The organism is Embleya sp. NPDC059237, from assembly GCF_042754105.1.
Classification (GTDB): Bacteria; Actinomycetota; Actinomycetes; order Streptomycetales; family Streptomycetaceae; genus Embleya.
Genome location: NZ_JBHZAE010000006.1, coordinates 538,417 through 555,778 on the forward strand (window position 1 = coordinate 538,417; position 17,362 = coordinate 555,778).

Below are 17,362 nucleotides of genomic sequence, written 5' to 3' on the forward strand. Positions count from 1 at the left end.
AGTGAAGAACCCCCTCCTCGGCACACCCCCGGAGGCCCGCACATCCACATCACGCAGATCCCTCCGCCCACTCTCGGACATCACCGCATGGCCGATTCCGAAGGGTCACGCATTCCGATTCCGACGACGCGCGACCGGCGCGGCGTTCCGGCTCCGCTCAGCGCGTGTCCCCCGGGGCGCCGCCCACCACCGTCGCGCGGGCGGTTTCCAGGCGGGTGCTCGGTAGGCGGTAAGGGGAGCAGGAGACGTAGGTGATGGGGAGGCCGGCGAGGTAGTGGATCGACGTCGGGTCGCCCGCGTGTTCCCCGCAGACGCCGATGCGGAGGTCCGGCTCGGCGCGGCGGGCCTCGGTGACGGCGCTCTCGATCAGCCGGCCGACGCCGGCGCGGTCGAGGGTTTCGAACGGGGAGACGGACAGGATGCCGCGCTCCAGGTAGGCGGCCAGGAAGGAGGCTTCGGCGTCGTCGCGGGACAGGCCCCACGTGGTCTGGGTCAGGTCGTTGGTGCCGAACGAGAAGAAGTCCGCCTCACCCGCGAGTTCGGCCGCGGTGAGCGCGGCCCTGGGCAGTTCGATCATCGTGCCCACCGGACACCGCACCGCCACGCCCGCCTCCCGCCCGACCTCGGCCAGGACCCGTTCCACCTCCGCCCGGGCCGGGCGCAGTTCTTCGACGGTGGCCACCAGCGGGATCATGATCTCCGCTTTGGGGTCGCCGCCGGCCCGCAGCCGGGCCACCGTCGCCTCGGCGATCGCGCGCACCTGGGTGGCGATCAGGCCGGGGACGACCAGGGCCAGGCGCACCCCGCGCAGCCCCAGCATCGGGTTGCGCTCACGCAGACGTTCACCCGCCTCGTACATCCGCGCCTCGCGCGCGTTCGGTTCCCGCCCCGCCGCGCGCTCCCGGGCGAGGCGCACCGCCGATTCGGTGTGGTCGGGCAGGAACTCGTGCAGCGGCGGGTCGATCAGCCGGATGGTCACCGGCAGGCCGTCCATGGCCGCCAGGATGTCGGTGAAGTCGCGGCGCTGGAGCGGCAACAGGGCGTCCAGGGCTCGCCGGCGGTCGGCGTCGTCGCGGGCCAGGATCAGGTCCTCGACGAGCCGGCGCCGATCGCCCAGGAACATGTGTTCGGTACGGCACAGGCCGATCCCCCGGGCGCCGAAGCGCCGGGCCCGGGCCGCGTCATCGGCGGTGTCGGCGTTGGCGAGCACGTCCAGGCGGCGGGTCGCGTCGGCCGCGTCCAGGAAGCGGGCGACCGCCTCGACCACGCCGGGCGTACGCTCGCCGGTCTCCAGGTAGTGGGTCACGGGCGAGGCCACCAGCGGCAGTTCGCCGAGGTACACGGCGCCGGCCGTGCCGTCGACCGAGATCGTGTCGCCTTCCGCGACCACGGTCCCGTCGGCCGCCGTGGCCCGCCGGCCCTCGATGTCGATGTCCAGGTCGGCCGCGCCGCACACGCAGACCTTGCCCATGCCTCGCGCGACCACCGCCGCGTGGCTGGTCTTGCCGCCCCGGCCGGTGACCACGGCCTCGGCGGCGATCATCCCGGGCAGGTCGTCCGGACTGGTCTCGGGCCGGACCAGCACCACCGGCTCCCCCGCCTCGGCCCGCCGAGTCGCCGCGGCCACGTCGAACACCGCCGCGCCGACCGCCGCCCCGGGCGAGGCCGGCACACCGTGCGCGAGCGGTTCGGTGTCGGCGTGCGCGTCGAAGCGCGGGAAGGTCAGCTGGTCGAGCTGCCCGCCGTCGACCCGCGCCAGCGCCTCCGGCCAGTCGATCACGCCCTCGTCCACCAGCGCGCAGGCGATCCGGAAGGCCGCCTCGGCGCTGCGTTTGCCCACCCGGGTCTGCAGGATCCACAACCTGCCCCGCTCGACGGTGAACTCCACGTCGCACAGGTCGCGATAGTGCGCCTCCAACAATCCCAGGCACCCGATCAGTCGTTCGTACGCGGCGGGATCGAGCCGTTCCAGGTCCTGGAGCGGATGCGCGTCCCGCACCCCGGAGACCACGTCCTCGCCCTGCGCGTCGGGCAGGTAGTCGCCGTACACGCCGGGGCGTCCGGTGCCGGGGTCGCGGGTGAACGCGACGCCCGTGCCCGAGTCGGACCCCGAGTTGCCGAACACCATCGCCTGTACGGTCACCGCCGTCCCCAGGTCGTCGGGGATGTGCTCGCGCCGCCGGTAGACCCGGGCCCGCTCGCCGTTCCAGGACCGGAACACCGCGAGCACCGCCCGGTCCAACTGCTCGCGCGGATCCTGCGGAAACTCCTCGCCGGTGTCCGCCGCGATCAGCGCCCGGAACTCCCGCACGATCGCCACCAGGTCGGACACACTCAACCCCAGGTCGTCGGCGACGCCCGACTCGGCCCGCCGCCGGCTCAGCAGCCCCTCGAACCGCGCCGCGGCCACGCCGAGCACGGTGGTCCCGTACATCTGCACCAGTCGGCGATACGAGTCCCACGCGAAGCGCTCCCGGCCGCTCGTCTCGGCCAGACCGCGCACCGAGGCGTCGTTGAGACCGACGTCGAGGATCGTGTCCATCATCCCGGGCATGGAGAACCGCGCCCCCGAACGCACCGACACGAGCAGCGGATCGTCCGGCTGCCCCAGCCGCCGTCCGATCGTCTTCTCCAGGTCGGCCAGGTGTTCGTCGATCTCCCGGTCCAGGCCGGTCGGCGGCGCGCCGGTGCGCAGGAAGACCCGGCAGGCGTCGGTACTCACCGTGAACCCGGGCGGCACCGGCAGGCCGAGCCGGGTCATCTCGGCGAGGTTCGCGCCCTTGCCACCGAGCAGATCGGCCCGATCGCGGGAGCCTTCGGAGAAGTCGTACACGTATGCGCCGGCCATGGGCGTCCCCTTCCTGCGCGGCGGCCCGCGACGGGCGGGGCCGTACCGGGGCCGGAGGCGACGGCGCCGAGCGTGGTGGGACTCGGGACTCGGGACTCGGGACTCGAATCGGCGCGGCTCCACGCGCGGTCCGCCGCGAAGAGCCCGATCCGCCACGCCCGATCGGCGGCGCCGCCCGGGTCCGGGGGCTGCCCCGGACGCCGTCGTGGCGTCGACACCGGCCGTCTTTCACGATAGCGCCGGGTGGGCCCGGAGACCGGATGCGCGATCCGGTGCCGGCGGCTTCCGGGAGGCCCGGAGGGGATTCGGCGGACACACCTCGATCTCCAGTCGAGGTTCAGGGTCGGCTGCCTTCGGCTCGCCCGACTGCCTCGACTCCCCTCGACTCCGGCTTCAGGGTTCGGCGGCCGTCCGGGATCAGTCCTCGGTCAGCCGCAGCACCAGGTTGGCGCGGTCGATCGCGGTCAGCACCGGGCCGGGCGGGACGGCCGCCGCCTGGGCCCGCTCGATCAGCGTCGCCGCGTCGGTCCGGGCCAGTTCGGCCACCGTGCGCTCGCCCAGTACGTCGGCCAGGTGCGGGGTGTCCGCGACCGCGAGCAGGGCGCGCGCCGGCAGCGCCCGTACCGCCGCCGGGTCGTCGGCGGTCAGCACATCCTCGGCGCGGCTCTCGTCGAAGACCTGTGCCGCGGCCTGCCGGGTGATCTCGCCCCACCGCGTTCCCGCCAGGCTCTGGCCGGGTTGGCCGCAGTAGAAGCCGAACCCGCCGAACGAGGCGGCGAAGCGGCGGTTGTACAGCGGGTCGACGGTGAGCCGACCGTCCGCCGCCGCGGTGAAGTCGGCCAGCACCACCCACGGGTCGGTGGGGCACGACGGGCACGGCCGGGTGCCGTTGTTGGTGATCCGGGACGAACAGCCGGTCGTCTCCTGGCGGGTGTCGTCGATCCCCGCGAGGTACGCCGGGGGCAGTGTGTCCAGCACACCGAGCACGAAGCCCTCCCGCACCCGGCTGTACTCGCAGGCGGTGTCCTCGCACCCGCACCCCGCCGCCGCCACGGGCGCGGTGAGGCATTCGTCGTACCGCACCGCCAGGTAGTACGTGCGCCCCGGTTCGCGGCGCCGGCGCACCGGCGCGCACCATGGGTCGGTCGGCGGCGGGCAGCCCTCGGTGCCGCCGGGCAGCGCGTCGCGGACGTCCACCCGCACCGGATGCTCGATCACGATCTCGTCGCCGTACGGGCCCAGCACGTAGCCGGCCGAAACGTCGAGCAGCCACGGCAGCCGGCCGCCGTCGCCGAACGGCACCGTGCGTACGGTCGCCCCGCACACCACGCCCCATCCGTGCAGCAGCCGGTTGTGGCGGCGCATGCGCTCCAGCAGCCAGACCCCGGTCTGCGTCAGGTCCTCCGGGCCGACGAGTTGTCCGCCGAACCAGCGGGGGCGCAGCCGCCCGGTCGCGTGCCCCGCCAGGCAGTCCCCGCATCCGCAACCACCGGACCCGGACCCACCGGTCCCGGCGCCGCCCCCGCCGCACCCACAACCGCACCCGCCCGGCCCGCCCGGCGCCACGGGCCGGATCGTTTGTTCGTACCCGGTCAACGTCCCTCAGCTCCTCGGTGTGCGTATCGGTGTGCGTATGGATGTGCGTATGGATGTGCGAGTCGGTGCGCGTGCAGGTATACATCGCGGCATACGCCTCGGTGGGCGTCTCGGCATACGTCTCGGCATACGCCTCGGTTCACCGCCGCCGCGCTCATCCCGGCGCCACCGTGAACGCGATGTGCAGGAACCCGCCGGGGTTCCCGTCGAACAACCGCTCGCCGACCGTCGACCGGGTGCCGAGCACGCCGGCCGGCAGCGGCGGAAGCGGGTGCCGATCGCCGGACCAGATCGAGAAGAGCGTGTGGTTGTCCAGCCCGGTACCGAGGAAGTCCGCGTCCAGCGCCAGGGTCGGCGCGTCCGCGCCCAACGGCGGCACCGGGACGGTGTCCGAGGAGCGCACCTGAAGCAGGAACTCCCCGTCCGGCTCCGCCCCGGTCACCTCGAAGGCGTAGGTGATCGACTCGGCCGGCGCCGGCGACTCGCCCTCGGGCTGCGCGGCCACGCCGCCGCCCAATTCGAGCCGCCGGAAGCCGGCGATCCGGTCACCCTCGCGCACCGCCTGGAACAGCCGTACCCAGCCGCCGGGCTCGGCCAGGGCGGCATCGGTGAGCGCCCGGTCCACGGTGAGCTGGATCCGCGGCCTCCGCGTGAAGCGCGACGCTCCGGCCCGGTTCGGGCGTACGCCGCCCTCGGGCCACATCCGCAGCAGCCGGGGCGCGTGCTCCTCGTCCTGCAGGGTCGGCGGCGGGAACGGGGTGAATACGTGCATCTCGCCGCCCTGGGTGCCGTTGCCGGTGGGGAACGGCGGGACGGCGGTGAGCGGCGCCCGGTCGATCAGCGTGTTCAGGGTGGTGTCCCGGGGCGCGCCCGGGGTCAACGCCCACAGCGTGTTGCGATCGGTCGCGGTCAGCGCCGTGCCGACCAGGTCCGGGTCCAGGGCGAGTCCGTCCGGACCCTGCGCGCGCGGGGGCCCGCCGAGCGCCACCCGGCTGCCCACCACGAACACCGTCGAGGTGAGCAGCCCCTCGCTCTGCAGGCCGACGGTGTACGCCACACCCTCGCCGCCGACGGGCACCGTGACGCGGGTGAACGCGCCGCCGGCCCGGGTCAGGGTCAGCCGCCGGGCGCCGAGGTGGTCCAGTTGCCACAGGCCCAGCCAGGTGTCGGGGGCGTCGAACGCGGCGTCCACGAGCGGCCGGTCGAAGGCGATCTCCAAGCGCTTCTCGGCGACGAACGCCCGCCAGGTGTCCGGGTTCGCCCCGGTGCCGACCTTGGGCCACAGCCCGGTGATCCGGGGCGGGGCGGTGGTGTCGGCGCAACACCTGTCCACCCGCGCGGCCAGGCACATCAGCAGATCGAACAGCACCCGGTTGGAGTACACGACCGGCCGTGCGGTGACCGCGTCCAGGTCCGGCGCGTGGGGCGGGTCGTAGGTCACCGTCGCCAGCGCCAGGCACTCCTCGACGCACCCGCAGTCGTGTTCGACGGTGTCGGCGATCTTCTCCCGACGGTCGAAGTGCTCGCCGGGCCGGGTCGGGAAGATCGCGGCGCACTGCGCGGCGGTCAGCCCGACCGGATCGGGTTCGCCGGCGGTGATCCGCAGGGAGAACCGTTCCAGGGTGAGCGAGGGCACACACTCCTCGCGCACCTCGCAGTCCACCACGGGCATGCGCGCGTACTCGGCCCCGCACTCGTGCCCGCACAACCGCAGTACCACCGTGCCGGTCTGGATCGGGTCGCCCTTCGGGTGTCCCGCGCAGTCCGTGGGCTGGTTCGGGTGCTCGATCCGTACCCGCTCGTCGACCACGATCAGCCGGCCGTGGCCGTCCACCGCGACGCCGGGGAAGACGGTCAGCGCGCCGTCGGTGCCCAGTTCGACGTCGAGCCCGCACAACACGCCCGGGCCGAGGCCGAGTCGGGCCAGGGTGGCCGCCGTCCGCCGGTGGTAGGACTGTTCGATGTACCAGTGGCGGACGTCCATCGACTTGCCGGGATAGAACCGGTTGCGCACCGGCGGCGCCGGGGCCGCGTCCTCGCCGCCGCAGCCGCATCCCGTGTCCGACGTGTGGTTTTGTCGGTCCTGGCTCACGTGTGCTCAACCCCTTGCAGACGGACGGGGGTCGCACCGCGACCGCCCGGTGTGGGAAGCGTTGTGTCGAGGCGGGTCTCGACCGGGCCGCCGACGTGTGCGGCGGGCGAGCCGGGCAGGCGTACGTCGGCGCCCGACCCGGGACCGGCGCCGGCGGTCCACGCGGGCGGCGGGCCCGCCACGACGGTGTCGATGCCGACCTGTCCCGGGATCACGCCCGGACGGGTGAGCCGCACCTGTGCGAACACGTGTGCCGGTCGCTCGCGCTCGACCACGCGCGCGATCTCGGGCAGTGCGTCGGCCCGCTCCGGCGGGACGTGCACGCACACCCGGTGTGCGTAGGTCGCGTACAGCGGCAGGCCACGATCGTGTGCCGCGACGAGGTCGGCGCCGTCGAGGACGGCGGTGGTGTGCAGGGCGGGCGGGCCGGGATCGGCGACGCGGGTACCGGTGTCCCGGCCGAGGCCGCCGGTGCCCAGGCGCCAGACCTGTGCGCGCAGCAGCGGTTCGACGACCCGGACGGCGACCCCGGTCTCGCGTGCGACCGCCTCGATCAGACCGGCGGGGGTGCCGCGCCGGCCGTGCGCGGCGTACGCTCCGGCGACGTTCGCGCGGCGGGCCGCGTCGTCGGCGGCGGTGAGCGGTACCGCGTCGACCCAGCCGGCGAGCCGGTCCAGCCACGGGTCGTCGGGGCGGTCGGGGGCCACGCCGGGGTCGAGCGAGGCGGGCAGGTCGTCGAGGCCGCGCACCGACGCCGCGTGCGCGGAGCCGAACAGGCCGAGCAGTCGGCCGAGCGTGCCGGAGCCGTCGTCGTCGCCCGTGTAGGCGGCGGGCAGCGCGTCGAGGAGGCCGCGCCCCAGGCGTTCCACCCGGATGTCGTCCACGCGAGGGGTGCCGCGGCCGTCACCCAGCAGTTCGATCGTGATCCAGAGCCGGTCGCCGGGGTGGGCCGGGCCGGCGAGGACCCGTACATCCACACCGTCCAGCGGGCCGGCCCGCCAGCGTCCCCGGGCGGTCGGCACGGGTGCGTCGTCGGCGTCGGCGTGCATCGGGTCGGGCGGATCGGGGGTGCCGGCGGCGTCGGTCGCGAGCATCGTCCAGACCCGAACATGGGTGCCCGCCGGCGCGGGTTCGGCGAGCACGACCCGCACCCGATCCCAGTGCTCGACCCCGACCGGCTCCCGCGGCGCGGGCACCACGGCGACGCCGCGCGCGCCGATCCGCCGGGGGCCGAGGCGGGCGATCCCACCGGGGCCGGCGACGAACACCCGCCCGCAACGATCCACCGCGATGCCGGCCAGGTCCGCTGCGGCCAACAGCACGATGTCGCCACCGTCGTCCGGAACGAACACCACCCCGGCGCCCGGCACCTGCCGCGCCCCGCCCACCACCAGCACCCCGTCGACCACCCGTACCGCCGCGAGCCCGCCGACCCGCTCGCGGGCGGCCCGCAGCGCAGGGTCCTCGGCCGGCGGCGGATCGGTCCACGGCGCGAGGTATTCACCGGTGTCGGCCCGGACGACCATGCCGGCGGGACGACATTCCGCTCGGTGCGAACCATCGGGGGCGCGAAGGTCTTGCGCCGCGTCGTCCACCACCAACAGCCGTCCGCCGCCGAGCAGCCACAGACCGCGCGGTTCGCGGAGTGCGGCCGGGTCGCCCGTCGCGACGTCGAGGCAGCCGAGGACGCATACCGTGTGGTCGCAGCCGTCCACCTGCAGGACGCGGCCGTGGCCCGGATCGGTGACCAGGACCGTGCCGTCGGCGAGTACGACCATGCCCAGCGGGCCGCCCGCCGGGTCCAGGTCGGCGACGGCCACCGGTTCGAGCGAGGCGGCGCCCGGGGCCAGCGTCAACCGCTCGCCGTCGGTGCGCACGCCGGCGAACCGCGCGCCGGGCCAGCGGCCGAGGGCGTTGACCCAGCGGTAGTCGCTCACGCCGCTCACGCCCCCTCCACCCCCATCCACGAGATGTGCCAGCCGAGTGTGCTTCGCACCAGGTCCGGCAGGGTGACATCGGCCAGCACCTGCGCCGGGTTCAGCGGCAGCGTCGTGGCGCCGCCGACGACCCCGCCGATCCGGCCGGCGGGCATCGGCACCATCACGGTCATCCGTCCCGGCTCCGGGGCGTCGACGTAGGGCGTACCGTCCAACACGCACGCCTGGCCGCCCGGCGCGCCGGCGGCGGTCAACTCCCGGTCGCCGTCGAGGCGGACCAGATACGCGGGGGTGTCGCCGAAGCCCGCCGCGCTCGTGTCCACCAGCGTGCGCAGCCCGATCACCACACCGGTGGCCGGATCCACGACCCGCGACCACACCGTGCCGAAGGCACCCGTGGAGCCGGTGGCCACATACGGCGTCGGCAACACCGGCAGCACCCGCCGCCCGGCCGGATCGGGCGGCGCGGTCAGCGCGCACCCCCGCACCGACACCGTCGCGAGCAACACGTCCAACCCGTCGCGCAGTTCGGCCGGCGTACACCAGGCCGCGGTCGGCCCGTCCGCCAACCGCACCGCGCCGACCGCCCCGCACTCGCCCGACCGGGTCCGTACCGCCGCCTCGTCGTCCTCGGTCCAGCGCAGCGTCAGGCAGAACACCACGGCACCACCGTCCGGCCCGGCGGCGACGGCCGGTACGTCGACCTCCACCCCCTCGGCCAGGATCAGGTCCCGCCCTAGCGCATCGAGCGCATACCCGGCACCGACCGCCACCCGCTTGCCGCCCCGAGCTCCGGTGACCTCGAGCCCGAGCGCCACCCCCCACCCGTGCAACACCCGGTTGTGCAACCACCGCCGCGAACGCTCCACCGCGACCACATCGTTCAACTCCGCCGCGGCAAGCACCTGCCGAGCAAAGAAGCGCGGCCGATGCGTAGGCGGCAACCCCGCCCCACTCGTCGTCGGGCCCGTCATACGAACTTCCCCCTCGATCGAGGATCCGGGCGAGTGCCCGGTCGGACGTCGGCCGGTGTGTCGGCTCGGCCGCGGAGGCCGGGCAGGTTCAGGGGTGGGCGGGTGCACGGTGGTGGGCATGGGTCGGTGCGGGGCTCGGGGCGCGCCGGGACCGGCTGGGCGGCCAATACCGCCGTCCACCCGAACGCCATCGGCACCGCGGACACCTTCGGCTGCTCGGTCGACGCGCCGTCGTCCGGAAGCACGTGCCGCACGGTGATCCGGAAACCCGCCGCGTCGACCGCCGAGACCTGCACGGTGGTGGCGCCCGCGGGGGCCGGCGGCGGCCCCTCGGCGGTGACGAACACCTCCGGTACACCCGCAAACGGGCGGGTGAAGTCGATCCGGGCCGACCACTGCATCCGCGACCCCTCGGCGGCCGTCCCGCCTCGCGCCATCCGGCCCGCGACCACCACCGCCGGGCCGGGTCCGTGCGCGTTGCGCCGCGCGCCGTCGCCGACGTCCAGCGTCCGCGTGTCGGGGTGGTACACCGCGAGCGGTACGTCCTCGGCGCCCGCCGGCACCCCGCTCGCCACCCAGCGCGTCCGGGCCCTCGGGCCACCGCATTCGGCCCGCAGTACCAGCGTCAGCGGCCCGGTCGCCTGCGCCGGCACGAACGGCACCTCGTCGGCCCCGAGCACCAGCAACTCGCCACAGCGGGTGTGCGCCACGCCCGGCTCCACGAGCACCCGCCCGTCGCCGAGGTTCCACACCTCCAGGCCCACGCCGACACCCCACGTGCGATGCGCGGCCCGGGTGTGCCGGGCCAGGCTCGACACCTCGTTGCTCGTGAGGTCGCGCAGATCGGCGGCGGCCAGTCGCACACCGGCCTCCTCGACCACCCGATCCGCGGACCCCGTCGCCGCCGCGCCGCCACCGACCCTCATCGACCCGCCTCCGCCCGTACCGCGTTCACCGTGTGCGGACCCGGCACGACCAGCGCGTTCGGCGGTACGCACAACCCGCCGCAACCGGGCGGCCCGCCGTCGGCGCGCAGCGCGAGCGCGCTCACGTGGTCCACCCCGGGGACCTCGTCGATCACCCGCATCACCTCGCTGCGATACACGTCCCGCCCGAACGGCCGGCCCGTACCGCGCGGGCCGCCGGTGACCGGGTGCAGGAACGTGTCCAGCGCGACCCGCACCGCTGCCGCGACCACCACCGGATCGGCGCCCGGGAGCAGGACGACCGTCGTCTCGGCGCGTACCTCGACGTAGCGCGGCCCGGTGACGAAGAACCGGGTGCCGGCCGTTCGCCGCCCGGCCAGGTGCCGGCGGACCGCGCGCAGCAGGCCGGGGGTCGGTTCGGGGCGCTCGCGCGGCAGCGCCGGCACCACCACGACGGTCACGCAGCCCGCCGCGACCAGGCCCGGCAGGCGCGGGTCGGTCTCGGCGAAGGCGCGGGCCCGGGCGATCCGGGTGCCGGGGGTGTCCAGGGCGCACCGCTCGACGCCCGGCAGGGTGACCGCGCGTTCCGGCACGGCCAGGCGCGGCACGGTCGCGCGGGGCAGATCGTCGAGCGATTGCGCGTCGGCCGCGGCGAGCGCGTCGAGCAGGCGTTCGTGGGCCCACAGCGCCCGTTCCGCGCGGGCCGCCGCTGCGGCGGTGTCCTCGGCGTCGGTGCCGCCCTCGGCCGGGCCGACGAGGGTGGCGGCCAGTGCGCCAGGGACGGGTGGTCCGCCCAGCAGGACCCGGGTGCGGGCGTCGTCGGCGACGGCCACGGGTGCGGGCGGGGCGAGTACGCCGCCTCGGGCCCCGGCGGTGCCCCGGTAGCCGGCGAGCACCGTACGGCCCGGCTCGGGCACGCGTCCCGCGCGGCCGTCGCCGAACGTCAACGTCCCGGTGCGGGGGTCGAACACGGCGGACAGGTCGGTCCGGCGGGCCGCGTCCAGATCCGGAACCAACCGCACCGCCTCCACACCGCCCGCCGGATCGGCCAACCACACCCGGGGCGCCTCGGCCGTCGCACCGCCGGGCAGCGCGAAGACCTGCTCCGGCGCGCCGTCTCCGACCCCCACCGCGACGAGTTCGACCACGAGCCGCCCGGGCACCGTCGCGGTCGGCGCGATCCAGCGCAGCACCCGCACGGTCGGCGCGGCCGGGTCGCCGGTATGCACCGTGCGTACCGTCCGCGCGTTGTCCACGGTGATCGTCAGCGCGGTACGGGCCCCCTCCACCGGAGCCCCCGCCCCGCCGACCACCACCCCCGGCGCGACGTCGTAGGCACCGACCGCCGTACTCGCCTGCGTCGCCTCGACCGCGTCCGCGACCACCCGGCGCAACCGCGGCGCCGCGTCGTGCCCGCCCCGCGCAAGGCGGCAGCGCAACCAGGCCCGGGCACCGGCCACGCCCAGCGGCTCGACGGGCAACCCACCGGGCCCGATCCGCAATCGCACGGCGGCGGATCGGGTCAGCGCGCGAGTGTGGTCGTCGACCTCGGCCGGCGCCACCCAGGCACCGCCCGAGCGCACCTCCCAGACGGTTCGCGCGCTGTGATGCGGCTCGGTGTCGAGGTCGTCGGTGCCGTCGGCATCCACCCACAGGGTCAGCGCGGTGCCCGCGGGCAGCGCCCGGTCCAAGCCGAGCAGCAGTGCGGCGCCGACGTGCGGGTCCGGGCCGAGGGCGTCCACGGTGGTGCCGGCGAGGAGGGTGGGGGTGTGATCGGTCCAATTGGACTCATCGGCGGTGTCCGTCGCGGTGCCGGCCGCCGCCACCGTGGCGCCGGTCAGCGGCAGTGCCGCCACGGTCTCCAGGCCGAGCGGCGCGTCCGCCCCGTGTGCGACGAAGCCGAGCCCGGCGGGCAGTTCGGCCGGTGCGCCGGGTCCGGGGCGGATCGCCAACACGACCCGTGCGGCACTCGGCGCGGCCGGTCGTACACCGAGCAGCGCGAGCAGCTTGCGGCGATGCCGGTCGGTCACCCGGGAGACCCGGTAGACGTCGGTGTCCACCAGCCACGCCAGCATCTCGATCACCGCGATGCCGGGATCCGAGTGGTTGTGGTCGGTCCAGCGCGGGCTCTCCAGTGGCAACAACGCCCGCGCCTCGGCGACGAGGTCGGGCCACCGCCTGGTGTCCGGATTCGGCGGAAACAGGGGCATGGTTCAGTACTCCCTTCCGGGACCCGCGGACCACCCGGCCGTCCCGGCCATCCCGGCTGCCCCGGCTGCCCCGGCTGCCCCGGCCAACCGCACCGCGAGCGGACCCGCGCACACCACCGCGTCCGGGTCGACCGGAACCACGTCCCCGGCCGGCACACCGCCCACGGTCAGCTCCAACGAGGTCACCACGTCCACCCCCGGTACCGCCTCCAGCCGCCGGGCCAGATCGGACAGATACACCCCGCGCCCGAACGGCCAGCCGGTCCCGCCCGGCCCGCCGTCCAGCGGATGCAGGAACAGCGCCAGGTCGGCGAGCACCGCACCCCGCACCGGCCCCGCGTCGCCGGCCCGCATCGGCCGCACCGTCGCGGCCACACCGACCGGGAAATAGCGCGCCCCCTCGACCACCAGGCGCGCCGCCGCCGGCATCCGCGCACCCACCGCGTCCCGGACCCGCCGCAACAACTCCCCGGTCGGCGCGGGCCGTTGCGTACCGTCGCGCGGCACCACCACGAGCCGGACCACGCCCGGAAGCACCCGCCCGTGCCGATCCCGGGCACCGAGCGCGCGGGCCGCCGCGATCGCCGGTACCGTCTCCCGGGCCAGCGCGGCCACGTCCCCCTCGGTCAGCGCGAGCCGCCGATGTCGCAGCAGCGCCGGCCCGCGACGCAGCACGTCGGGAAAACGCTCCGCGTCCGTACCGCCGCTCGCGCCACGGGGGTTGCTCACTCCGCCGACCGCGACGGCGCTGATCGCCTGGGTGATCGCGCCGGCCGGTACGTTCCCGATCGCACCGCCCCCGGAGCGGTAGCTGCGCAGCCGCACGTTGTCCGCGCCCACCGGCGGCACCCGGCCGTGGCCGTCGCCGCCGAACAGCAGGCGCCCGGTGGCGTGGTCGCACACGTACACCCGGTCGGCCGGGCCGGCCAGGCCGAGCGAGGGCAGTTCGTCCCAGCGCACCCACACCTCGGTGGTCCGGCCGGTGCGCGGGTCGCCGACCAGGCGCAGCGCGCCCGCCGCCCGCTCCCCCAACTCCCGTTGCAGCAGCGGGAGATCGACCGCCGCCCGGTCGCCGTCGAGTTCGCGTACCTCGACCACGGCGCCGTCCAGGACCGGGATCCGCAGGGCCTGGAAGACCTGTCCGGCGCTGCCGTCGGCCGAGCCGAGCAGTTCGTCGGTGACCGTCTGCACCTGCCGCACCCGAGCACCACCCGGGACCAGTGCGGTCAGCGCCGCCTGCGGCGGGTCGGCCTCCGCCGGGAAGCGGGCCCGGATCCAGGTGCGCGGGGTGCCGAATCGGGCCGGCGGCGCGTCGCGGAGTTCGCCGCCGGCGAAGGCGCGGGTGAGCCGGTCGCGCACGGTCAGCGTCTCGCCGTCGGCGGCGGCCACCGTCACCGGCTCGCCGCCGCGCAGGTCGGTGAGCAACAGCCGGTCGCCGGGCGCGAATCGGGCCGCGGCGCCGCGCCCGAGCAGGGTCACCGTGTGGTCGGCGGCGCCCGCGACGGGGGCGCCGGGCGCGCCGGAGGTGCCGGGCCACAGCAGGCCGATCACACCGGTGCGGGTCAGCCCCTCCGTACCGTCGTCGCCGGCCAGCGTCACCCACGTGGTGCCGTCGTACCCCTCCCAGGTGGGCCGCACCGGTACCGCGTCGGGGTCCTCGTCGGCGGGCTCGACGTAGAGCCCGAGGCGGTCGGCGGGCAATTCGCCGTCGAAGCCGAGGTACAGGCTCGGAGCGGTCTCGGCCATCGGTCGAAACGGCGTGGCGCCGGGTCCGGGGAAGGCAAGACGGGTGGTCAGGTCGGAGAGCGTGTGGTCGTCGAGCGCGAGCGTGTGGGCCGGATCGTCCGGTCCGGCGAGATGGCGGTAGAACACCTCGAACCGGTCCAGGATCGGCGGGCGCGGCTCCACCACGGGCAGGAAGTTGAGCACGCCGGACTTGTCGGTCCAGCTCACCTGTCGCAGGAACGAGAAACTGCCGCGTTCCAACCTCGCGCGCAGCCAACGGCGTTCGTCGCCGGTGACGCTCGCGCTCGCCCAGTCCCGGGGGACGGTGAAGTGCAGCGCCCCGGAGCGTTGCAGGGCGAGTACGGCGGGGGCGCCGGCGGCGCCGATCGGTCGCCAGCGGGTGCCGTCGAAGTATTCCCAGGTCACCTCGGGGGCGGTGAGCTGATTGGGGGTCTGCGCGCCGGCGACGGCCTTGAGCAGGTCCTCGGGGGCCAGGTTCTCCAGGTCGGTGGCGATCGTCCGGGCTCTTTGCACCTGGGTGTCGACGGCCGCCTTGGCCGCGCCGATCCGCGCGGTCACGTCGGCGACGAACGCGACGGGGTCGGCGGCGAGGAAGGACGGCAGCGACGTGTCCGCGAGGTAGGGCGTGGGGGTGGCCAGCACGGTGGCGAGTACGCCGGCCAACGGCCCGTGAGCGGCGACCACTTGGGCATCACTGCCGCCGGCCAGGGCCTGGGCGAGCGCGGCCCGGGGGGCGGCCAACGCACTGGCTCCGGCGGACAGTTGCGCCGCCACGTCGGCGGTGGCCAGGAGCAGCGCGGCACTTGCGCGCGGCGCGCCGCCGAGGGCGGTCAGCGCGGCGGCGAGGTCGGGGCCGGGGTCGGCCGCGGTCTGCGCGGCCTTGACGTGGTCGCGGGCGTTGCCGACACCCGCGAACAGGCCGGGTTCGGTCTGCGCGGCGGTGCCGAGCGCGGTGAGCGCGTCGCGGATGTGCGTCTTGACCCCGGTGTACCAGCCGACCGGGTCCTCGCCGGACAGCGGCGAGACGACGGCGCGACCGAGGTCGCCGGTGACGGCGGTGAGCGCGGCCAGTTTCGTCGCCACGGCGCGGATGTCGGCGACGGTCTTGTCCCGGAACTCCTTGGCGTTCTGGACCCCGCCGGTCAGTTCGCCGGTGCGCTGGTCGGCCTCCTCGGCCGCGGTGCGCGGTCGGCCCACCACCACGGTCACCCGGGCGCCGGGTTTGCCGAAGGCCGCGTCGCACGCGACGTGGAACGCGCTGCCGCGTACCGGGGCCGGGCCCAGCGGGGTGAACGCCCGGGTGAGATCGACGGCTTGCGCGTCGGCGACCGCCTTGTCCGGGGCCAGCCCGGCGCGCAGGGTCAGGTCCAGGTGCAGCGGCGTGTCCAGGGCGAGCGGCGCGGTGAGGTCGTCGGGGTCGTCGAGCGGGAAGTAGTCGACGCCCGGTTTCGGGGCGGCGGTGCCGGCGGTGAAGGTGTCGGCGGCGGTCGGCGGCACGGTGACGCCGAACCGTACGGTGTGGCCCGCGTGGCCACCCGCCACGGCGAGCGGCTTGTCGGGCTGCCCGGCCACGTCCTCCTTGACGCCGGCGGTGGTGTCCGCGACATGCAGCGTCACGGTCGCCGGCGCGGTCGTCCCGTACGGCGCGCGCACGGTGACGGTGGTTCCGGCGCCCGTCGCGGGACGCGCGAACAGCGCGATCCGGGCATGCGTGCTCTCCGCGGCGAGCCGAATGTGCGCGAACTCGGGTACCACAAAACCGGGTTGCGCCGAAAGCGCGGAGTCGAGCCGGGCCCGGATCCAGTAGCCGTCGATCCCGTCGACCGTCGTGGTCACGGCTGTCGCGCAGGGGGCGACCAGCCGCACCGTGCCCGAGCGGGTCAGTCCGGCCGTGCCGTCGCGGGAGGCGTCGTCGCCATCGCCCCACGGCGCGAACGGCCGCCAGTCGGCGCCGTCCCACCAGGCCCAGCCGACCCGCAGCGCGGTCGAGGCCGGGCGGGTGAGGGCGATCGCCACCTCGACGACGGCCCGCCCCGCGAACGCGAGCAGCGTGTCGTGCGCCAGGTACAACTCCCGTACCGCGGGCCGCAGTCCGGTGAACAGTGTGACCGGGCGGCGGGCCAGGACATCGGCGGAGTGGTCGGCGGCGGCGTCCGCGCCCGGATCCACGCTCCACACCTCGACCAGCGGCGCGCCGGCCAGGGCCACCGTCTCCTGGGTCTCGAAGACCAGCGGCGCGTCCTGTCCGGGCACGGTGGCGCCGAGCCGCGAGCCGGCGGTGACCCGGGCGTCGGGCACACCCGGCAGCGGTTGCAGCAACACGGTCGTGTCGGCACCCTGAGCGGGCAGCAGCGACACGCCCACCATGTCCAGGAGCGCGGCGAGTTGCCGATCGGGCAACGCGGTCAGCCGCTCCTCAAGCGCGGCCAACAACGCCCCGAAGCCATGCGCAACCCCGATCGAAGCCCCACCCGGCGTCGGATGCCAATCAGGCACCCACCCGTTCCGCACGGCCAACAAAGCCGCCACCACCTCACCCCGCCCACGCACCCCGCTCACGAGCCCACCCCTTCACCCGCACCCACCACACACCGCCCGGACACCGCGCCCACGCCCCCACCCGACCGCGACCGCAGCCCACCCACTCGACCCGGGACCGCCCCACGCGCACGCCCGCCGCCACACCCGCGCCCGCACCCACCTGCAGCACCCCCGGTCGGGCCCCTCACGAGGCCGCGCCCTCGCCCACACCCGCACCCGCGCACGACCCCAACACCTCGCCCACCCCCGACCGCGACCGCAGCGCGCCCACTCGACGCCCTCAACCGGCCGCTCCCTCGCCCACACCCGCCACCGCGCACCCAGCCGACGCCACCTCGGCGCCCACACCCGCGCCCGCGCCCGGCACGCCCGTTCGGCCCCCTCACGAGGCCGCGCCCTCGCACACACCCGCACCCGCGCACCACCCCGACACCGCACCCGCACCCGCACCCGACCGCGACACGCCCCCTCGACGCCCCCACCCGGCCGCTC

Annotated in this window: 8 protein-coding genes; all 8 read right to left on the minus strand. The window is 75.6% G+C overall.

The genetic code is table 11. The features are described 5' to 3' along the window. Positions 1–157: 157 nt before the first annotated feature. Positions 158–2,848, minus strand: coding sequence for a pyruvate, phosphate dikinase (ppdK, locus tag ACFXKZ_RS21975; RefSeq protein WP_380002600.1), 2,691 nt, complete (start codon positions 2,846–2,848; stop codon positions 158–160). A 417-nt stretch (positions 2,849–3,265) separates the two neighbouring features. Next, a complete protein-coding gene (locus tag ACFXKZ_RS21980; RefSeq protein ID WP_380002601.1) occupies positions 3,266–4,444 on the minus strand; it encodes a hypothetical protein in 1,179 nt (392 codons plus the stop codon). Between the two features lie 154 nt (positions 4,445–4,598). Continuing rightward, positions 4,599–6,536, minus strand: coding sequence for a hypothetical protein (locus ACFXKZ_RS21985; RefSeq protein ID WP_380002602.1), 1,938 nt, complete (start codon positions 6,534–6,536; stop codon positions 4,599–4,601). Continuing rightward, positions 6,533–8,482: a phage tail protein gene (locus ACFXKZ_RS21990; protein ID WP_380002603.1), complete on the minus strand. Its 1,950-nt coding sequence runs from the start codon at positions 8,480–8,482 to the stop codon at positions 6,533–6,535. The genes ACFXKZ_RS21985 and ACFXKZ_RS21990 overlap by 4 nt, the downstream gene beginning before the upstream one ends. Further along, positions 8,479–9,447, minus strand: coding sequence for a hypothetical protein (locus tag ACFXKZ_RS21995; protein ID WP_380002604.1), 969 nt, complete (start codon positions 9,445–9,447; stop codon positions 8,479–8,481). The genes ACFXKZ_RS21990 and ACFXKZ_RS21995 overlap by 4 nt, the downstream gene beginning before the upstream one ends. After that, positions 9,444–10,373 carry a hypothetical protein gene (locus tag ACFXKZ_RS22000; RefSeq protein ID WP_380002605.1) on the minus strand — a complete coding sequence of 310 codons (930 nt, stop codon included), beginning with the start codon at positions 10,371–10,373 and terminating at the stop codon, positions 9,444–9,446. Before ACFXKZ_RS22000 ends, ACFXKZ_RS21995 begins: the two co-directional genes overlap by 4 nt. After that, the gene (locus ACFXKZ_RS22005) at positions 10,370–12,583 is read right to left on the minus strand and encodes a hypothetical protein (protein WP_380002606.1); all 2,214 of its coding nucleotides are present in this window, start codon (positions 12,581–12,583) and stop codon (positions 10,370–10,372) included. The genes ACFXKZ_RS22000 and ACFXKZ_RS22005 overlap by 4 nt, the downstream gene beginning before the upstream one ends. Positions 12,584–12,586: 3 nt before the next feature. After that, the gene (locus ACFXKZ_RS22010) at positions 12,587–16,825 is read right to left on the minus strand and encodes a hypothetical protein (RefSeq protein ID WP_380002607.1); all 4,239 of its coding nucleotides are present in this window, start codon (positions 16,823–16,825) and stop codon (positions 12,587–12,589) included. Between the last annotated feature and the right edge of the window lie 537 nt (positions 16,826–17,362).

Coding starts and splice junctions, on each gene's coding strand:
- ppdK (WP_380002600.1), bottom strand. CDS start 2,848: ATGGCCGGCGCATACGTGTACGACTTCTCCGAAGGCTCCCGCGATCGG.
- ACFXKZ_RS21995 (WP_380002604.1), bottom strand. CDS start 9,447: ATGACGGGCCCGACGACGAGTGGGGCGGGGTTGCCGCCTACGCATCGG.
- ACFXKZ_RS22000 (WP_380002605.1), bottom strand. CDS start 10,373: ATGAGGGTCGGTGGCGGCGCGGCGGCGACGGGGTCCGCGGATCGGGTG.
- ACFXKZ_RS22005 (WP_380002606.1), bottom strand. CDS start 12,583: ATGCCCCTGTTTCCGCCGAATCCGGACACCAGGCGGTGGCCCGACCTC.